Annotated in this window: 11 protein-coding genes; 3 read left to right on the forward strand and 8 right to left on the reverse strand. The window is 73.2% G+C overall.

Annotated elements, in window-relative coordinates:
• Window positions 1-368: 368 nt before the first annotated feature.
• Window positions 369-2,339, forward strand: coding sequence for a glycoside hydrolase family 5 protein (locus tag ABT263_RS28885; RefSeq protein ID WP_352294754.1), 1,971 nt, complete (start codon window positions 369-371; stop codon window positions 2,337-2,339).
• 280 nt (window positions 2,340-2,619) lie between these two features.
• Entirely contained in the window at window positions 2,620-3,654 is a 1,035-nt protein-coding gene (locus ABT263_RS28890; protein ID WP_352294756.1) for a LacI family DNA-binding transcriptional regulator, read from the forward strand.
• Window positions 3,655-3,874: 220 nt separating this feature from the next.
• Here the strand turns inward: ABT263_RS28890 and ABT263_RS28895 are convergent, their stop codons facing one another.
• Window positions 3,875-4,678, reverse strand: a complete 804-nt coding sequence (locus ABT263_RS28895) for a maleylpyruvate isomerase N-terminal domain-containing protein (RefSeq protein ID WP_502885882.1) — start codon at window positions 4,676-4,678, stop codon at window positions 3,875-3,877.
• A 529-nt stretch (window positions 4,679-5,207) separates the two neighbouring features.
• On the opposite strand from ABT263_RS28895, the gene ABT263_RS28900 reads away from it, so the two are divergent.
• Window positions 5,208-5,876, forward strand: a complete 669-nt coding sequence (locus ABT263_RS28900; RefSeq protein WP_329486270.1) for a cutinase family protein — start codon at window positions 5,208-5,210, stop codon at window positions 5,874-5,876.
• Window positions 5,877-5,959: 83 nt separating this feature from the next.
• Here the strand turns inward: ABT263_RS28900 and ABT263_RS28905 are convergent, their stop codons facing one another.
• From ABT263_RS28905 to ABT263_RS28935, 7 genes are all read right to left on the reverse strand, one after another.
• Entirely contained in the window at window positions 5,960-7,024 is a 1,065-nt protein-coding gene (locus ABT263_RS28905) for an AfsR/SARP family transcriptional regulator (protein ID WP_352294757.1), read from the reverse strand.
• Window positions 7,025-7,166: 142 nt separating this feature from the next.
• Window positions 7,167-8,561, reverse strand: coding sequence for a serine/threonine-protein kinase (locus tag ABT263_RS28910; protein ID WP_352294758.1), 1,395 nt, complete (start codon window positions 8,559-8,561; stop codon window positions 7,167-7,169).
• Window positions 8,562-8,572: 11 nt separating this feature from the next.
• Window positions 8,573-9,340 carry an FHA domain-containing protein gene (locus ABT263_RS28915; RefSeq protein WP_352294760.1) on the reverse strand — a complete coding sequence of 256 codons (768 nt, stop codon included), beginning with the start codon at window positions 9,338-9,340 and terminating at the stop codon, window positions 8,573-8,575.
• Window positions 9,341-9,524: 184 nt separating this feature from the next.
• Window positions 9,525-11,030, reverse strand: coding sequence for a DUF8189 domain-containing protein (locus tag ABT263_RS28920; RefSeq protein WP_352294762.1), 1,506 nt, complete (start codon window positions 11,028-11,030; stop codon window positions 9,525-9,527).
• Window positions 11,031-11,325: 295 nt separating this feature from the next.
• Window positions 11,326-12,717, reverse strand: a complete 1,392-nt coding sequence (locus ABT263_RS28925; protein ID WP_352294764.1) for an amino acid adenylation domain-containing protein — start codon at window positions 12,715-12,717, stop codon at window positions 11,326-11,328.
• Window positions 12,714-14,438, reverse strand: a complete 1,725-nt coding sequence (locus ABT263_RS28930; protein ID WP_352294766.1) for an alpha/beta fold hydrolase — start codon at window positions 14,436-14,438, stop codon at window positions 12,714-12,716. The genes ABT263_RS28925 and ABT263_RS28930 overlap by 4 nt, the downstream gene beginning before the upstream one ends.
• Complete coding sequence (locus ABT263_RS28935; protein WP_352294768.1) at window positions 14,431-15,702, reverse strand: LLM class flavin-dependent oxidoreductase; 1,272 nt, start codon at window positions 15,700-15,702, stop codon at window positions 14,431-14,433. The genes ABT263_RS28930 and ABT263_RS28935 overlap by 8 nt, the downstream gene beginning before the upstream one ends.
• Window positions 15,703-15,776: the final 74 nt, after the last annotated feature.

A 15,776-nucleotide genomic window follows, 5' to 3' on the forward strand; every position in this document is an offset into this window, starting at 1 on the left:
CCACAGCGGCCCGGGCCCGCAACAACCCCGGCACACCCCACCCCCTACCGCACCAAATTCACCCCAACGGAGGCCATATACCCGCTACTTGGGGACTTCAGCACTAGGCAAAGTTATTTCATTGCGAGTACGTTGCCGCCGTGTTTCCGACCGGGCCACCGGGGCCCGAACACCCGCACCGAGCCGCCGGTGCCCGTCACCGCCGGCCGTGCACGGCGGAAACCGGCCACGTCGGACGACGAGCCGTACTCCCCGTCGCCACCACCAGCCGTGCCCCGACACCGGACCGCCCTACGGTCCGGCCGCAGCAATCCACGGTCGCACCACTCCGGGACGCCACCGTCCCCCACCCCTGGAGGGAAAGCACCATGAGATCCAGCAGTACGACTCCTGCTGTCCGGCGATCGGTCACCCGGTTCCTGCCCGCCGCGGTCGCCGCGGCGGCACTCGTCCTCGCGGGCGTGCCCGGCGTCACCGCCGTGCCGGTCGCCGCCGCGGCCGACTCCGCGGTCACCGCCCCGGTGCTGACGGGCCGACAGCTCGCCGCGTCCTGGACGGGCCCGCTGAGCACCCAGGGCCGGTACGTCGTCGACGCCAAGGGAGACCGCTTCAAGCTGAAGTCGGCCAACTGGGCCGGCGCCCAGGGCACCTGGGAGGGCAGCGGGGACGTCGACGACCCGGCGAACAACCAGGCGGGGCAGGTGTCGCACAACATCCCGCTCGGTCTGGACCGGGTGCCGATAGCCCAGCTGATGTCGGACTTCCACGGCCTGGGCATCAACAGCGTCCGGCTGCCGTTCGCCAACGCGATGGTCCACGACACCACGACGGTGCCCGACGCGGCGGTCACCGCCAACCCGCAGCTCAGGGGCAAGACCCCGCTGCAGGTCTACGACGCCGTGGTCGCCGCGCTCACGGCCGACGGCTTCGCGGTCGTCCTCAACAACCACACCACCAGCTACCGCTTCTGCTGCTCCCTGGACGGCAACGAGCGGTGGAACAGCGGTCAGTCCACCCAGCAGTGGGTCGACGACTGGGTGTTCCTGGTGAACCGCTACAAGGCGAACAAGCGGGTGGTCGGCGCCGACCTGCGCAACGAGGTCCGTCGCGACACCTGGGACGACCCCAACTGGGGCACGGGTGACAGCCACGACCTCTACAAGGCGTTCGAGGAGGCCGGTAACGCGATCCTCGAGGCCGACCCGGACATGCTGATCGTCATGGAGGGCATCAACTGGCAGGGCATCCCCCAGGGCATGTTCAGCCACGGCCGTCCGATGCTCACCCCGGTCGGCCATCTGTCGAACACCCTGGTCCGGTCGGGCAAGCTGGTCTACGCCGCGCACTTCTACGGCTACACCGGGCCCAACCACACCGGTGCGAGCGGGGGTTGGCAGAACGGGGAGACCAACGACCCCCGGTACCAGGACCTCAGCCCCGAGGAGCTCGTCAAGGTCGTCGGAAATCAGGCGCTGTTCGTCACCGAGGCCGGTCAGCACTTCACCGCCCCGGTGTGGATCAGCGAGTTCGGCGCCGCCGGCCGCGGGTCCGACAACGCCAAGGAGAAGGACTGGTTCGACCGGTTCACCGACATCCTGGCGAGCCACGACACAGACTTCGCCATGTGGCCGCTGGTCGGCTGGACCGACGCCAACGGCAAGCCGAACGACAACTGGGCCCTGATCTCCTACGACGCCAAGGGCAAGCGCTACGGCCTCCAGGACGGCGGCGACTGGCGGGTCGACGACTGGAACAAGATCGTCAACGCGCAGGGCAGGACCGGCCAGGTCGACAAGGTCGACCACTGGAACATGCTCAGCCTCTCGGGCGGTGACCAGAACCTCTCGATCACCATGCGCGCCAAGGGCGACTGGTCGTACGGAAACTACAAGGCCGCCTGCCCGGACAGCGAGCGCCTGATCGCCCTCGGGCGCGGCAACAGCAGCGGTCTGTGCACCGACGCCGACGAGCCCGCCGCCGGCAGCGGCGGCTGGACCGTCGTCAACAGCGAGAAGTACGTGACCAGTGACTGGGCCTGGGGCTACAACAAGATCCAGTGCCCGGACGACACCTTCGCCGCCGGCTACAGTGCCAACGGCTCGATCGTCGCCCTGGTCTGCCGGCCCTCCGCCGCGCCGCTGCCGACCGGCGGCCGCACCATCTGGTTCGACCACGGCGACAACCGGCCCGCCACCGGCGGCTCGGTGCGGAGCGACTGGGCGCCGGGCTCCTACAAGGGCCAGTGCGAGGACGACGAGTACATCGCCGGCGTCGCGATGACCTGGAAGTGGAACGAGCACGGCGTCCCCGACGCGCTGCTCTGCCGCCCGCTGAAGTGATCCGTCCGTCGGCCCCGCGCCGGGGCTGATCGGCTTCGTCGACGCTCGGGACCTCCGTCCCCCGGAACCTCCGTGCCCCCCGGCCCGGAGGCTTCCGGGGGCGCGGAGGTCCTGCCGTTTCCCGACCTCTCCGCCGTCGCCGAGGGCCCGCGCCCCCGGCCGTGGCCGGATCCGGAGGTGCGGGACGGACCCGGTTGCCCACCCTTCGGCAAGGTTATCTACCCTGGTGGACTTACTGTCCAGCTGGTAGCACCCAGGTCCAGGAAGAGGCGGTCTCGTCATGCCAGTCGGAGCGGAGCGCGTCAGGCCGGAACCCTCCGGGCGACCGACCATGAAGGACGTGGCGGCCGTCGCGGGCGTGGCGCTGAAGACGGTGTCACGCGTGGTGAACGGTGAGCCGGGCGTGAGCAAGGAGACCGAGGCCAAGGTCCGCGCGGCGATCGAGCAGCTCCGCTTCCGCCGTCACGACGGTGCCCGGATGCTGCGGCAGGGCAGCCGTACGCGGTGCGTCGGCCTGATCCTGGAGGACCTCGCCGACCCGTTCTACGCACAGCTCGGCCGGGCGGTCGAGGAGATCGCCCGCGCGCACGACTCGCTGCTGCTGACCGCCTCCTCCGTCGAGGACCCGGTTCGGGAGGAGGAGCTGGCCCTGGAGTTCTGCGAGCGCCGGGTCGACGGGCTGATCATCGTGCCGACCTCGGCCGACCACGGCTACCTGGCCGGCGAGCTCGCCGCGGGTACGGCGGTGGTCTGCGTCGACCGCCCCGCCGCGGGGCTGTCGGTGGACACCGTCCTGGCCGACAACCGGGGTGGTGTGGCGGACGGGGTCGGTCACCTGATCCGCCAGGGGCACCGCCGGATCGGCTACCTCGGTGACGCCCCCGGCATCTACACCGCCGCCGAGCGGCTGGCCGGCTACCGCGAGGCGATGGCGGACGCGGGGTGCGGGACGGGGGAGCACTGGGTGGCGATGGGCCGGCCCGATCCGCTGGGCGTCCGCTTCGCCCTCGACCGGATGCTGGCCGGCCCCGAGCCGGTGACCGCGCTGATGTGCGGCAACAACCGGGCGACCGTCGCCGTCCTGCGCGACCTGGCCACCCGCGGGACGCACCCGGCGCTGGTCGGCTTCGACGACTTCGAGCTCGCCGACATGCTCCCCGTGCCGGTGACGGTGGTCGCGCAGGACCCGACCGCGATGGGGCGGATGGCGGCCGACCTGCTCTTCCGGCGGATGGACGGCGAGCGGGCGCAGCCCCAGCGGCTCCAGATCCCGACCCGTCTGATCCAGCGCGGCTCCGGAGAGCTGCCCCGCTGACGCCCTCGCGCGATGCCCGGGTTCCGGCGCCGGACCCGCAGCCGGCGTGGTGTGGGACGGTCTCCCCTCCTCTCGATTCCGCCATCGGCTGACACCGTTGTCATCAGTTGCCCGGAAGGGTACGCAGGGTGGAACGGTGCCCCTGTTCACGGCTGTGCTCCTTGAGGAGGACGATGTCAACTGAGCCTCCGGGGCGTGCGGGGTGGCGCGCCGTCACGTCCTACTCGCCCGGGTCCCAGGCGCTGAGCTGCTCGAAGACGCGCCGGTCGCCGTCGAGCTCCAGGGAGTCGATCGGGATGCGGTTGTGCAGGATGAGGACCAGCTCGTTGGCCGTGCCCCGGGCCGAGAGGGAGGCGGGAGCCGCGTCCGGTTCCTGGCCGGCAGCGGTGGCCGGCAGGGTGCCGGGCTCGGGGAGGCGGACGGTCCGTGCGCCGTCGGCAGAGAGCGAGAGGCGCCAGGAGCGACCCTCGGAGGCATGGAAGTCGATGGCAGCGGGCTTGTGGGGCCAGGCACTTGTCGTGGCGACGCAGGTGGACAGGAACTCCTCGACGCCGTCGAGCGCCACCTCGACCGGCAGCGGCTGCGGGGTGCCGACGGTGATCTGGGCGTCGTACGTGTGCACCGCCATCTGCTGGAGCTGGTGCCGGGCTACGGCACCGGTGGTGTGCGGCGACTGCAGCGTCTCCCACCACGACCAGCAACCGCGATCCGGGCCGGCCTTCCGCAACGCGTCCACCAGCTGATCCGTGGACTCCGACAGCCAGGCCAGCAGGGCCTCGCGCTCCCGAGGCGCGGCCGACGCGCCCTCCGCCGCGGACTTGGCCGGAGCGGGCCCTGCGGCGACGGTAGCGGCCCAGTCGCGGCGCCCCTCGCCGATGTGCTGTGCCAGATCGAACAGCGTCCACTCGGGGCAGGTCGGTACCTGTGCGTCGAGACTGGGTGCGGAGGCGATCGCGGCGCGGAAGGCGGTCGACCGTTCGTCGATCAGTCGCAGCAGAGCAGGGAACTCGAGTGTCATGGTCACCCCGAATCTCTATCACCGCGCTCCGATGATCCGACAGTGATTATTCACAGCGCCATCACGGGCGGACCTGCGCCGCCGCGGCGAACCGACGGCGGACGTCGCGGACGGGAGACGGCAGGTCAACCGGGGGCGGGCCGCAGATTGCCCATCAGCAGGCCGAGGGCGAACGCGAAGCGGTCGTGTCCGGTGCCGGAGACCAGCTCGGCGGCATGACGTTGCGATGTGCGCGTACAGCGACGACTGACCGGTGCCGAGCACGGCGGCGACCCGGCGGATGGTCAGCGCGTCGTCGGCGAGATGGGAGCGCGGGTGCAGCTTCTTCAGCGCCACGTCCCGGCCGAGCATCTCGTCCTCGGTCCGCCAGGCCGTCCCCATGCCGCCGGCCCGACGTGTTCGGCCGTGGCCGACCGGTGGCCGGGGGCGTCATCGGGATGTCATCGGTCGCTGCCACGGTGGTCCGGTGACCTGGGCCGGCCGCGGACCGCACCGGAGTGCGGACGCGTCGGCGCCAACTGCGTAGGAGGATCGAATGCGAGCACGAAGGATCGCGGCCGCGTCGGCCGGAATCCTGCTGACCGTCGGGCTCACGGCGGCACAGGGCGCCACGGCACAGGCGGCCACCACGCGGGTGACCGCCCCGTGCGAGGGCACCTACACGATCGTTGTCGGGGGCACCGGCAGCTCGTGGAACAACGACGGGTTCTACGGCAACATCCAGCAGCACGTCGGGTATCCCACCCAGATCCCCAACGGTGCGAGCGCCCGGGCGGGCGTCAACGAGCTGAACCGGCTGGTCCGCGACCAGCGCGCCGCGTGTCCGGGCCAGCACGTCAAGATGGCCGGGTACTCGCTGGGAGCCGGCGTGGTGCACACCTGGGTGAGCGAGAACTGGAACACGTTCGACAACGTCAACGCCATCCTCGTCGCCGACCCCAAGCGCCAGGGCCCGCCCGGTGCCAACGGCGGCGCCGTGCCCTTCGGCGGCCTGATCGGCCCGCCGCTCGCCGGTGCCGACCGGAACTTCGGCAACGTGCCCGTCAAGACGATCTGCCACTGGGACTACGTCTGCGACGAGTCCGCCGGCATCTGGACCTACCCGAACAACCACGTCAAGAACTACCCCGAAGACTTCAACATGGACCACCACAACGACAGCGCCAGCGAGCAGTGGTACAACGGCGCCTGGTACCCCTGGTAGGCCGAGGGGCGCTCGTGCGGGCCCTCCGTCGGCCCCCGGCGGCCGGGACTCCCCGGCCGCCGGGGGCCGACGGCCCGCCGGGCTCAACGCCCGGTGAGGCCGAGACCGGCCTCGTCCCCGCGCAGGACCATCTGGAACGTCCGGCGCAGCATCCGGCTCGGCGGCACCCCCAGGTCGGCGGCCAGCCGGCGGCGGGCGCGGTCGAACACGGCCAGGGCGTCGGCCTGCCGGCCGCTCCCGTACAGCGCGCGCATCAGCATCGCGGCCACCAGCTCGTTCAGGGGGTGCTCCGTGGACAGCGCGAACAGCTCGGCGATCGCCTCGCAGTGCCGGCCCAGCCGCAGCTGCCACTCCAACTTCCGCTGCGCGACGGCGATCCTGCGCTCGGTGAGGCGCAGCCGCTCCAGTTCGGCGAGCGGGCCCGGCAGGCCGGCCAGCAGCTCCCCGCGGAACAGGTCCAGCGCCTGGGAGCAGAGCCGGACCGCCTCGGCCGGGTCACCCGCCCGATGGGCCGTCCCGGCCTCGGTGACCAGGCCCTCCATCCGCGCCAGGTCCACCTCGGCGGCGCCGGGGGCGAGGCGGTAGCCGCACCGGTCGTGCTCGATCACCGCGTCCGGGCCGCCCCCGACGCGAAGGGTCTTGCGCAACCGGTAGACGTGGACCGGCACCACGTTCGAGAACGGCGGCTCCGACCCCCATACGCCGTCGAGCAGCTCCTGCTGACTGACCGTCCGCCCGCCGCGCAGCGCCAGCGCCGCCAGGACGGCCTGCTGGCGCAGGTGCCCCAGGTCCAGGGACCGCCCGTCGTACCGGGCCCGCAGCGGCCCGAGCACGGAGATCTGCACCTTCGCTCCGGCCGCCCGGCCGGCGGAGCTCCGCGGCACCGGGCCCGCCACCGGCGGGCGGGGGCCGCGGCCCGGGGCGACCAGTCCGCAGTCGAAGGCGTGGACGATGGCGGCGGCCCGGTCGCGCAGCCCGAGCTTCCCGAGGATCCGCGCGATGCGCCCGGCCACGGCTGCCTCGGAGACGGCCAGGGCGGCGGCGATCTCGTCGTCCCGCAGGCCGCAGCCGACCGCGTGGAGCACCTCGCGCTCCTCGTGCCCGAGGGTGGCGGCGCTCGGCCGGCGGGTGGTGGCGGTGGTCGGCATCGCTGCTCCCTGGACGCTGGTCCGGCCGGACTGGCGGACGCCGTCGAAACGGTAGAAGGAGCGGCGCCGGCCGGGAATCCGGAACGATCCGGGGTGCTGCCCCCGGCGGATCGGCGGATCGGCGGATCGGCGGATCGGCGGGTCAGGGGCAGGGGAGGAGCGCGGGGCGGTCCCTGGTGCGGACGGCCGGAAGCCAGCCGGTGGTGGGTCCGGGGAGGCGGATGCGGTACCAGAGCGTGGAGGTGCGGTCCTCCTCGTCGATGACGGGGAGCCCGGTGGGGAGCTGGCAGTCGACGTCGAGGACGTCGTCGTGCCAGACACGGGTGGGGAGGACGTTCTCGGCGGTGTAGGGGTGCCGGGGGTCGACGGCCAGGCCCAGGCTGCACTGGGGGTCGCGGTCGGTGCGGTCCTGGCAGCCGCGTTCGGCGTTGAAGACCCGGATCTGGGACGGGTGCGCGGCCGGCCGCGGGTGCGGCCAGAGGGCGGCGGCGGTGACGGCGGCCGTGGCGCAGGTGGCGAGGGCGAGCAGGGCGGTGCGCGGTCGTGGGCGGCGCGGACGGCGGCCTGACCGGTGGGCGCGGACGCGGGCGAGCAGGCTCTCGGCGGTGTGCGGGGCACGGGCGGCGTGGGTGGGGGCGAGGCAGTCGGCAGCGAGGGCGCGCCAGAACGGCGGGACGGCGGGGGACAGGCGCAGCGGGGCGCGGCCCTCGGCGTACTGCTGGGCGGCGGCGCTGCGGGTGGTCGCCGTCGCGCCGGGGAAGGGCGGGACCCCGGCGGCGAACACCTCGTGGATCACCACGCCGAGCGCCCAGATGTCGGCCGTGGTACGGATCTTGACGCCGCGTTCGCCGAGTGGTTCCTTCCAGCGTTCCGGTGGGAGGTAGTCGGGGGTGCCCATGGGGGCCGAGTGGCCGTGGGTGCCGGTGAGTTCGATGGCGAGGCCGAAGTCGGAGAGGCGGACCTCGCCGTCCCGGCCGATCAGGACGTTCTCGGGTTTGAGGTCCATGTGGACCCAGCCGGAGCGGTGCAGGTGGGCCAGGCCCTCGCAGACGCCGGCGACGATCCCGGCGCCCCGGGCCTCGTCGACGCCGGTGGCGAGCAGGTCGCGCAGGGTGCCCCGGGCGCGTTCCATGACCAGGACGATCGCGCCGTCGAGCGCCGGGTGGCCGGGGGCGGCCAGGGTGAGGGTGTCGAGCAGCCGGATCAGCCGGGGGTGCGGGGCGGTCCGGGCCAACTCGGCCTCCCGGCGGGCGGCTTCGGCGACCTGGCGGGCCTGGCGGGGGGCGAGCCCGGCGACCGGCAGTACCTTGAGGGCGACCGTGTCGTCGGTGTCGGCGTCGGTGCTGGTGCCGGTGCCGGTGCCGGTGTCGGTGTCGTCGGAGCCGGGCGGGCCGGCCGGGTCGCCGGTGCGGCGGGCGGCGTAGACGGTCGCCCAGCCGCCCTCGCCGATGACTCCGGTGACGGTCCAGTCGCCGACCCGGTGGCCGGGCGGCAGCAGTTCCCCGTCGTCTCCGCCGAAGGCCTGGTCGCGCACCACGGCGCCCCTCCCTAGCGTGCCGGCTCGGCGGTCTCGGGGCGCGGCAGGAGTCCGAGGTGCTCCTCGCGAACGATGCCGAACTTCAGGGCGACGCCGACGACGGCCTCGCGCTTGCCGCTGCGGCGGTCCGAGCGGTCGGTGTCGTCGGGCAGGTCGACGCGGAGCTTCTCGTCGGCGAGGTAGTCCAGGTGCGAGCTGACCGCGCGGGCGGTGAGCCGGGCGCAGGCCGGGTGGCCGCGCAGCCGGGCGACCACCTGGGGGGTGGTGGGCACGGCCGCGGGGGAGCGGTCGCGCAGCCACGGTTCGCAGAGCGCGACCAGCACCAGGAAGTAGGTGGCGGTCTCGTCCAGCGAGTACGCCGTCATGGTGCGGCTCTCCCAGGAGCCGCCGCCGCGGGCGTGCGGGTCCAGGTAGACGTGGTCGGGCGCGAAGACCTGGAAGGACAGCGGGGTCTCACGCCGCGAGGGCAGCACCACCCGGGCGAACTCGAACGGGATCGGTGCGCCGATCCGCCGCGGCGGCACCCGCAGGTACTCGCCGGCGCCCTCCGGGTTCTCCACCAGGTAGGCGTGGGTGCTGCTGAGGTTGCTCAACTGCCAGTGGTCGTCGGTCGCGTGGATCTCACCGGCGAGCCGGGAGACCGTCTCGTCGCCGAGCCGGAGCTCCACCGGCGTGTCGGCGGAGCCGCGGCCGAAGCGCGCCCGCTCTCCCGGACCGAGCCGCAGGGTCACCGCGTCGTCGCCGTTCCCCGCCGGCAGGTGGACGAGAATCCCGCTCACCGTTCCCCCGTTTCGCATGCCGACCATTGCCAGACGGACGAACGTTACCTCCTTGCGCATGACAATAAACCGTATGGTGGCGCAGGCCACGTGACGGAGGGTCGGGGAGTAGCGGGGCGGGATCGGCGGGCCGGGGGCGGTGGGTGGTCGTCGAGGGGGCGGACGGCCCGCGGCACCTGTCCCCTCAGGTGACGGCGGGGCCGGGGGTGGTGTTCAGCCAGGTCCATTCGGACCAGGTGGCGAAGCCGGTCTGCCAGCGGTGGTGGACGCCGGCGGCGCTGGTGCCGAAGACCTCGATGCGGCCGTCGGCGTTGGCGGTCGCGACGATCTCGGTGCCGGCGTCGCCGAAGCTGTCCCACGCGGTGTACCGGGCGTTCAGGCCGGACTGCCAGGTGTGCTGCGCGGTGGTGCCGTTGATGGCGAACACCTCGACGCGGCCGTCCGCGGTGGGCTGGCTGGTGAGCTGTGCGTCGGCGGGTCCGCCGGTGGGTTCCCAGCCGGACCAGGTGGTGGGGTCGGTCTGGTAGCGGTGGAAGACGCCGACGGGGCCGGAGGCGAAGACTTCGAGGCGGCCGTCCTGGTTGTGGTCGACGGTGAGGTCGTGGCCGCCGTCGCCGAAGGTGTCCCAGCTGGACCAGGTGCCGTTGACGGCGGTCTGCCATTGGTGTTGGAAGGTGGTGCCGTTGAGGGCGAAGGCTTCGAGGCGGCCGTCGGGGGCTTTGCCGAGGGCGAGTCGGCTGTCGGCGGGGCCGCCGCCGGTGGGTTCCCAGCCGGACCAGCCGCTGTTGGGTGCGTTCTGGTAGCGGTGGAAGACGCCGACGGGGCCGGAGGCGAAGACTTCGAGGCGGCCGTCCTGGTTGGGGCCGACGGCGATGTCGTGGCCGCCGCCGCCGAACTCCTCCCAGTTCGACCAGGTGCCGGAGGGCTGGAGTTGGTAGCGGTGCTGGAAGGTGGTGCCGTTGATGGCGAACACTTCCAGGCGGCCGTCCGCGTTGGGGGCGATGGCCAGTTCGGCGCCGCTCGGTCCGCCGAGGGTCTCCCATTCCGACCAGGCGCCGCTGACCGCGGTCTGCCAGGCGTGCGAGACCCCGTTCGCCCCGGCGGCGAAGACCTCCAGCCGGCCGTCCGCCGAACGCGCGGACACCACCCGGCCGGACTGCGCCGGGTACACCAACGGCGCCGGACCGGGGCCGGTGCCCGGGGTGCAGGGCATGGCGATGCCGCGATCCGCGAGGTAGGGGACCGGGTCGGTGCGCACGGTCGCGTTCGCGTCGGCCCAGACCCGCAGGTGCAGGTGCGGGCCGCTGGAGGTGCCCTCGCTGCCCATCCGCGCGATCAGTTGCCCGGCCGTCACCTGGTCGCCGGTGGCCACCTCCCGCTCCCGCATGTGGCCGTACTCGGTGATCGTCCCGTCCGGGTGCAGGACGCGGATCCACTGGCCGTAGCCCTGCGCCGGGCCGGAGACCAGCACCCGGCCGTCGCCGACCGCGTAGATCGGGGTGCCGTAGTCGTTGGCGATGTCGATGCCGTTGTGCTCCTCGGTGTAGCCCTGGGAGATGTACCCGGAGGCCGGGCAGGACGCCGTGAACCCGGCGGCCTCGGCGGGGGCGGCCGGTACCGCGACCGGCAGCAGCAGGGCGACCGCGGCCAGGGCCAGGCGCGCGGTGCGGCGGGAGAGGGAGGGGAGCACCGGAACGCCCCTCACGCCGTGCGCCGGCGGCCGAGGACGCCGCCGGAGGCGAGGGTGTTCCTGCGGGTGAGGTGGTGCGCGGTCAAGGTGACCTCCTGAGGGCGCGTGACGGCGGCCGGTCCGGACCGCCGGGTGTGGAGCGGTTGGGACGGTAGCCGCGCGCCGCGCGCCGCAGTACCCGGAACCATCCGGACTGACAGGAGCGGACCGGCGGCCGGGACCGGCGCCCTTCGGGGCGGCGCCGCCCGGGGCACGGCCGGGCGGCTCCGCTCCACGGCCGCCGTGGGACGGACCGCTACCCGCTGGCGGACCCGGCCGGCGGGACCGGCTCGGCGTCGGTCAGGACGTAGGCGACGAGCTGGTGCCTCCCGTCCGCTCCCCGCTTCGCGACGACGGCGGCCGCCCGGACGTCCGGCGCGGCGGACAGCACCGACTCGATCTCGTCGAGTTCGATCCGGACGCCCGAGATCTTGACCTGCCGGTCGAACCGGCCGACGAATTCGAGCGCGCCGTCCGGTCGGGTCCGCGCCCTGTCGCCGGTCCGGTACCACCGCCGCGGCACGGCGCCGGCCTCCTCGACGAACCGCTCCCCGGTCTGCTCCGGCAGGCGGAAGTAGCCCGCGGCGACGCAGGGGCCGCCGACCCACAGTTCGCCGACCTCGCCCGGTGCCACCGCGGAGCCGTCGTCGCCGACGACCCGGACGGACGCGTGGCGCAGGGGCCGCCCGATCGGGATCGCGGTGGACCGGGCCTCCTCCGGTGTCACCTCGTGCGTGGTGGCCCAGACCGTCGCCTCCGTCGGGCCGTACATGTTGTGGACCCGGACGCCAGGGAGGGCGGTCACCAGGCGCCGGGCGAGTCCCACCGGGAGCACCTCACCGCCGACGTGGAGCGCGCGCAGGTGCCGCAGGGACAGCAGGGCCTCCTCGGACGACGCGATCGCCGAAAGGAGCGAGGGGGTCGCCTGGAACAGCGTCGGCCGAAAGCGCCGCACCAGGCTCGGCAGACCGTCGTCACCGGGCGAGTCGAGCCGGTCCACCATCCTGGCCGGGCTCACGACGGTGGCTCCGCCGCGGGTGAGCGGCCAGAGCAGCTCCATGACCGCGATGTCGAACGCGACACTCGTCACGGCGAGGAAGGTGTCGTCGAACGGGCTGCCGTAGGCCGTGTCGAGCGCGTCGAACAGCGCGGCCACGTTGGCGTGGGTGACCACGACGCCCTTGGGCCGACCGGTGGACCCGGACGTGTGGATGACGTAGGCGGGGTCCTGGGGGGAGGGCGAGGGCAGCACGATCTCGGCGAGGCCCGGTTCGGCCCGGCGCGGCGTGACCTCGACCGCGGGGACGTCGAACTCCCGCCCCCCGCCGTCCGTGACGAGGAGCGCGAGGTGGGCGTCCTCGACGACGGTCCGCCGACGCTCGGCCGGATAGCCCGGATCGAGGGGGACGTAGGCGGCCCCGGCGGCGGACACGCCGAGCAGGGCCACCACCAGGTCGACGCCCCGCTCGACCATGACGCCGACCCGGTCGCCCGGCCCGGCCCCCCGGGCGACGAGCCGGCGTCCCAGGGCCTCGGCCGCCAGCGCCAGTTCCGCGAAGGTGAGCGTGGTCGTCCGGTCGGACACGGCGGGCCTCGTCGGGTGGTCCAGCGCCACCGTCCTGACCTGGCCGAACAGGGCGGGCGTCACCGTGCCGATCCGAACGCGAGCAGCCGGGACACGCCTTCGCGGTCGTTCATCAGCCCCTCGTGGCTGTAGTCCGAGGAGAGCATCAGCCAGCAGGAGCCGATCCGCCGCGCGGTGCGGACCTGTTGCGTCCCCGGGAAGTACAGGTCGTCCGCGGCTGCCACGGCGTAGACGGGCACGGTGTTCCTCCCCAACTGGTCGAGGTCGTAGAGACTGGTCCATCCGGTGTACCGGGCGAGTTCGTCGGCCACCTCGGCGAACGGCGCCAGCGCCGCGAACTGACGGAACATCCACGGGAAGAACACCTCGCCGTAGAAGTGGAACGGACGGGCCCCGGCGGCGAACGCCGGCTCGTCCGCGTAGAGCCGGTCGGCGGCCCACCCGGTGGCGCGTCCGGGGTGCCCGTAGGTGTACTCCTGCAGGTAGAAGAGCGGGGAGTCGACCAGGTACGTCGCCGCCGCCACCGCGGCCAGGAAGTCCTCGGTGAGGTGGTCGCCGTCCCAGGCGCCCTGGAGGAGGTCGTGGACCGCGGCCATCCCGCCGGCGAAGCCGAACTTCAGACCGAGGAACCGGAACCGCTCGGGCGACAGCCGCTCTCCCGTCGGCAGCAGCACCTCGTGGTCGCCGAGGTGGTCGACGATCCGGTCGACGAGCCCCGCGTCCCCGGGATACCGCCGGTAGTACTCGGCGTTCTTCCTCCTGCTCATCACCAAGGTGTCTCGCAGCAGGTCCTCGGCCGTGCTGACCGGGCCCAGGAGACCGCTGGAGATGAACACCCGGTCGACGCACTCCGGGGAGTGGGAGAGGTAGGTCAGGGCGATGGAGCCGCCGTAGCTCTCCCCGAACAGCGTCCAGGCCGGGACCCGCAGCACCCGCTCGCGCAGGAACTCCGCGTCCCGGACGACGGCGTCCGCGCGGTAGCACCGGAGCCGCTCCAGCGCCTCGGCCGGCGTCATGCCCGCGATGGTGGCGGCGGTCACCGGCGAGCTGCGGCCGCCGCCGCGCTGGTCCAGCAGCACCACCCGGTACCGGTCCAGGGCGGCGTCCAGCCAGGCGGGGATCCTGGTGCGCGGATCGGGGCACCGTCCGCCGGGGCCGCCCTGGAGGAAGAGCAGGTACGGCAGGTCACGGTCCACCGCGCTGCGGCGGACCACCGTTCTGGCGAACAGCTCGATCGACGGGCCGGCCGGGTCGTCGTGGTCGACCGGGACCTCGAAGCGGTGGTCCTCGACCACGACCTCGTCGTGCTCCCGGTCCGCACCGGTCGGCTCGGAGAAGGCCAGGATGTTGCGGACCGTGGGGTTGCGGCGCAGCCGGTGGCCGTCGACGCGCCTGCCCGTGCGGTCCGTCCACGCCGCGCAGGCCGTCGTCAGGAGCAGCGACGTCACCCCCAGGTGGGTGAGGTCCTCGTCGGGATCGAGGTCGGCCCGGGCCAGCTCCGCCGTGAACAGCCGCAGCAGGAAGTCGAGGTCGCCGGCCGCTTCGTCGCCGGGCGGTTCGCCGCCGGGCGCCGCCCCGGCCTCCGGGGCCGACGGCGCGGGTGCCGTCTCGGCGGCCAGCCGTTCGAGCGCGGCCCGGTCCGTCTTCCCGTTGGGCAGCACCGGGAGCGTGTCGACGAACACGAACCGGGTCGGGACCGCCTCGGGCGGCAGGGCGGCCCCGAGGTGTGCCCGCAGCCGGGCGGTCACGTCCGCCGTGGTGTCCCGCTCGGTCCGCTCACTCATAGCGGCGCCGCAGCAGGGTCTCGTCGTACTTGGTGCGGAACAGCCCGCGTTCCTGCAGCAACGGCACCACCTCGTCCACGAAGTCGGCGAGGCCGGCCGGGAACACCGCGGGCATGAGGTTGAACCCGTCCGCCGCGCCCTCCCCGACCCAGGTCCCGATGACGTCCGCGATCCGCTCCGGGGTGCCCGCGACCACCAGGTGGCCTCGCCCGAAACCCTGGTGCGCGATGATGTCGCCGACGGTGGTGCCCGGCCGCCGGGCCATCCCGGTGATCAGCTCGTAGGTGGTGCGGTTGCCCTGGATGCTGTCGGCCGGGGGGAGGCGCTCCACGGGGAAGGGCGCGTCGACGGCGCAGTCGGTGATGTCCACGTTCAGCATCATCGAGATGTGTTCCAGGGCGTAGTCGACGGCCTGCAGGCCGGTGAGTTCGCGCTTCTTCTCGTCCGCCTCGGCCTGCGTGGCACCGACGATCGGGATCAGCCCCGGCAGCACCTTCACCGTTCGCCCGTTCGCGGCGGCGCGGCGGCGCATCTCGGTGCGGAACCGCGCGCCGTCGCGGACGTTCTCCTGCACGGTGAACACCGCGTCGGCGTGCCGGGCGGCGAACGACCTGCCCGCCTCCGACGCGCCGGCCTGGACCAGGAACGGGCGGGACTGGGGGCTGCGCTGGATGTTGAGCGGCCCGCGGACGGCGAAGTACTCCCCCTGGTGGTCGATCCGGTGGATCCGGTCCGGGTCGGTGTAGTGCCCGTTGGCGCGGTCGCGGACCACGGCGTCCTCGTCCCACGACTCCCAGAGCCGGTGGGCGACGGCCAGGAACTCGTCCGCGCGGTCGTACCGTTGCTGGTGCGGGAGCATCGCCGGCCGGTTGAAGTTCCTGGCCTCGTTGACGCTGTTGGACACGACGATGTTCCAGCCGACGCGGCCGCCCGAGATGTGGTCGAGCGAGGAGAACATCCGGGCGAGGTGGAACGGCTCGTAGTACGAGGTCGACGCGGTCGCGATCAGTCCGATGTGCTCGGTGCCCAGGGCGAGGCCGCTCAACACGGTGAGCGGTTCGAGCCCGCCGCAGTAGTTGCTGCGCGGCTTGTGCCAGAGCGCGTCGGCGATGAACACGGAGTCCAGCAGCCCTCGTTCCGCGAGTCGGGCGAGTTCGAGGTAGTAGTGGATGTCGGTGACACGGGCCGAGTCGCACCCGGGATGCAGCCACGCGGAGTCATGGTGCCCGGGCAGCAGCATGAACAGGTTGAGGTGAATACTCAAGGCGCCTGACACTTTCGGCTGGTCGGAGCGGTGGTCGTCGGAGCGGTCGCCGGGGGAGCGGTGGTCGGCCGAGC

Source organism: Kitasatospora sp. NPDC001603 (genome assembly GCF_040298365.1).
GTDB lineage: Bacteria > Actinomycetota > Actinomycetes > Streptomycetales > Streptomycetaceae > Kitasatospora.

Coding starts and splice junctions, on each gene's coding strand:
- ABT263_RS28885 (WP_352294754.1), top strand. CDS start 369: ATGAGATCCAGCAGTACGACTCCTGCTGTCCGGCGATCGGTCACCCGG.
- ABT263_RS28890 (WP_352294756.1), top strand. CDS start 2,620: ATGCCAGTCGGAGCGGAGCGCGTCAGGCCGGAACCCTCCGGGCGACCG.
- ABT263_RS28900 (WP_329486270.1), top strand. CDS start 5,208: ATGCGAGCACGAAGGATCGCGGCCGCGTCGGCCGGAATCCTGCTGACC.
- ABT263_RS28905 (WP_352294757.1), bottom strand. CDS start 7,024: ATGCCGACCACCGCCACCACCCGCCGGCCGAGCGCCGCCACCCTCGGG.
- ABT263_RS28930 (WP_352294766.1), bottom strand. CDS start 14,438: ATGAGTGAGCGGACCGAGCGGGACACCACGGCGGACGTGACCGCCCGG.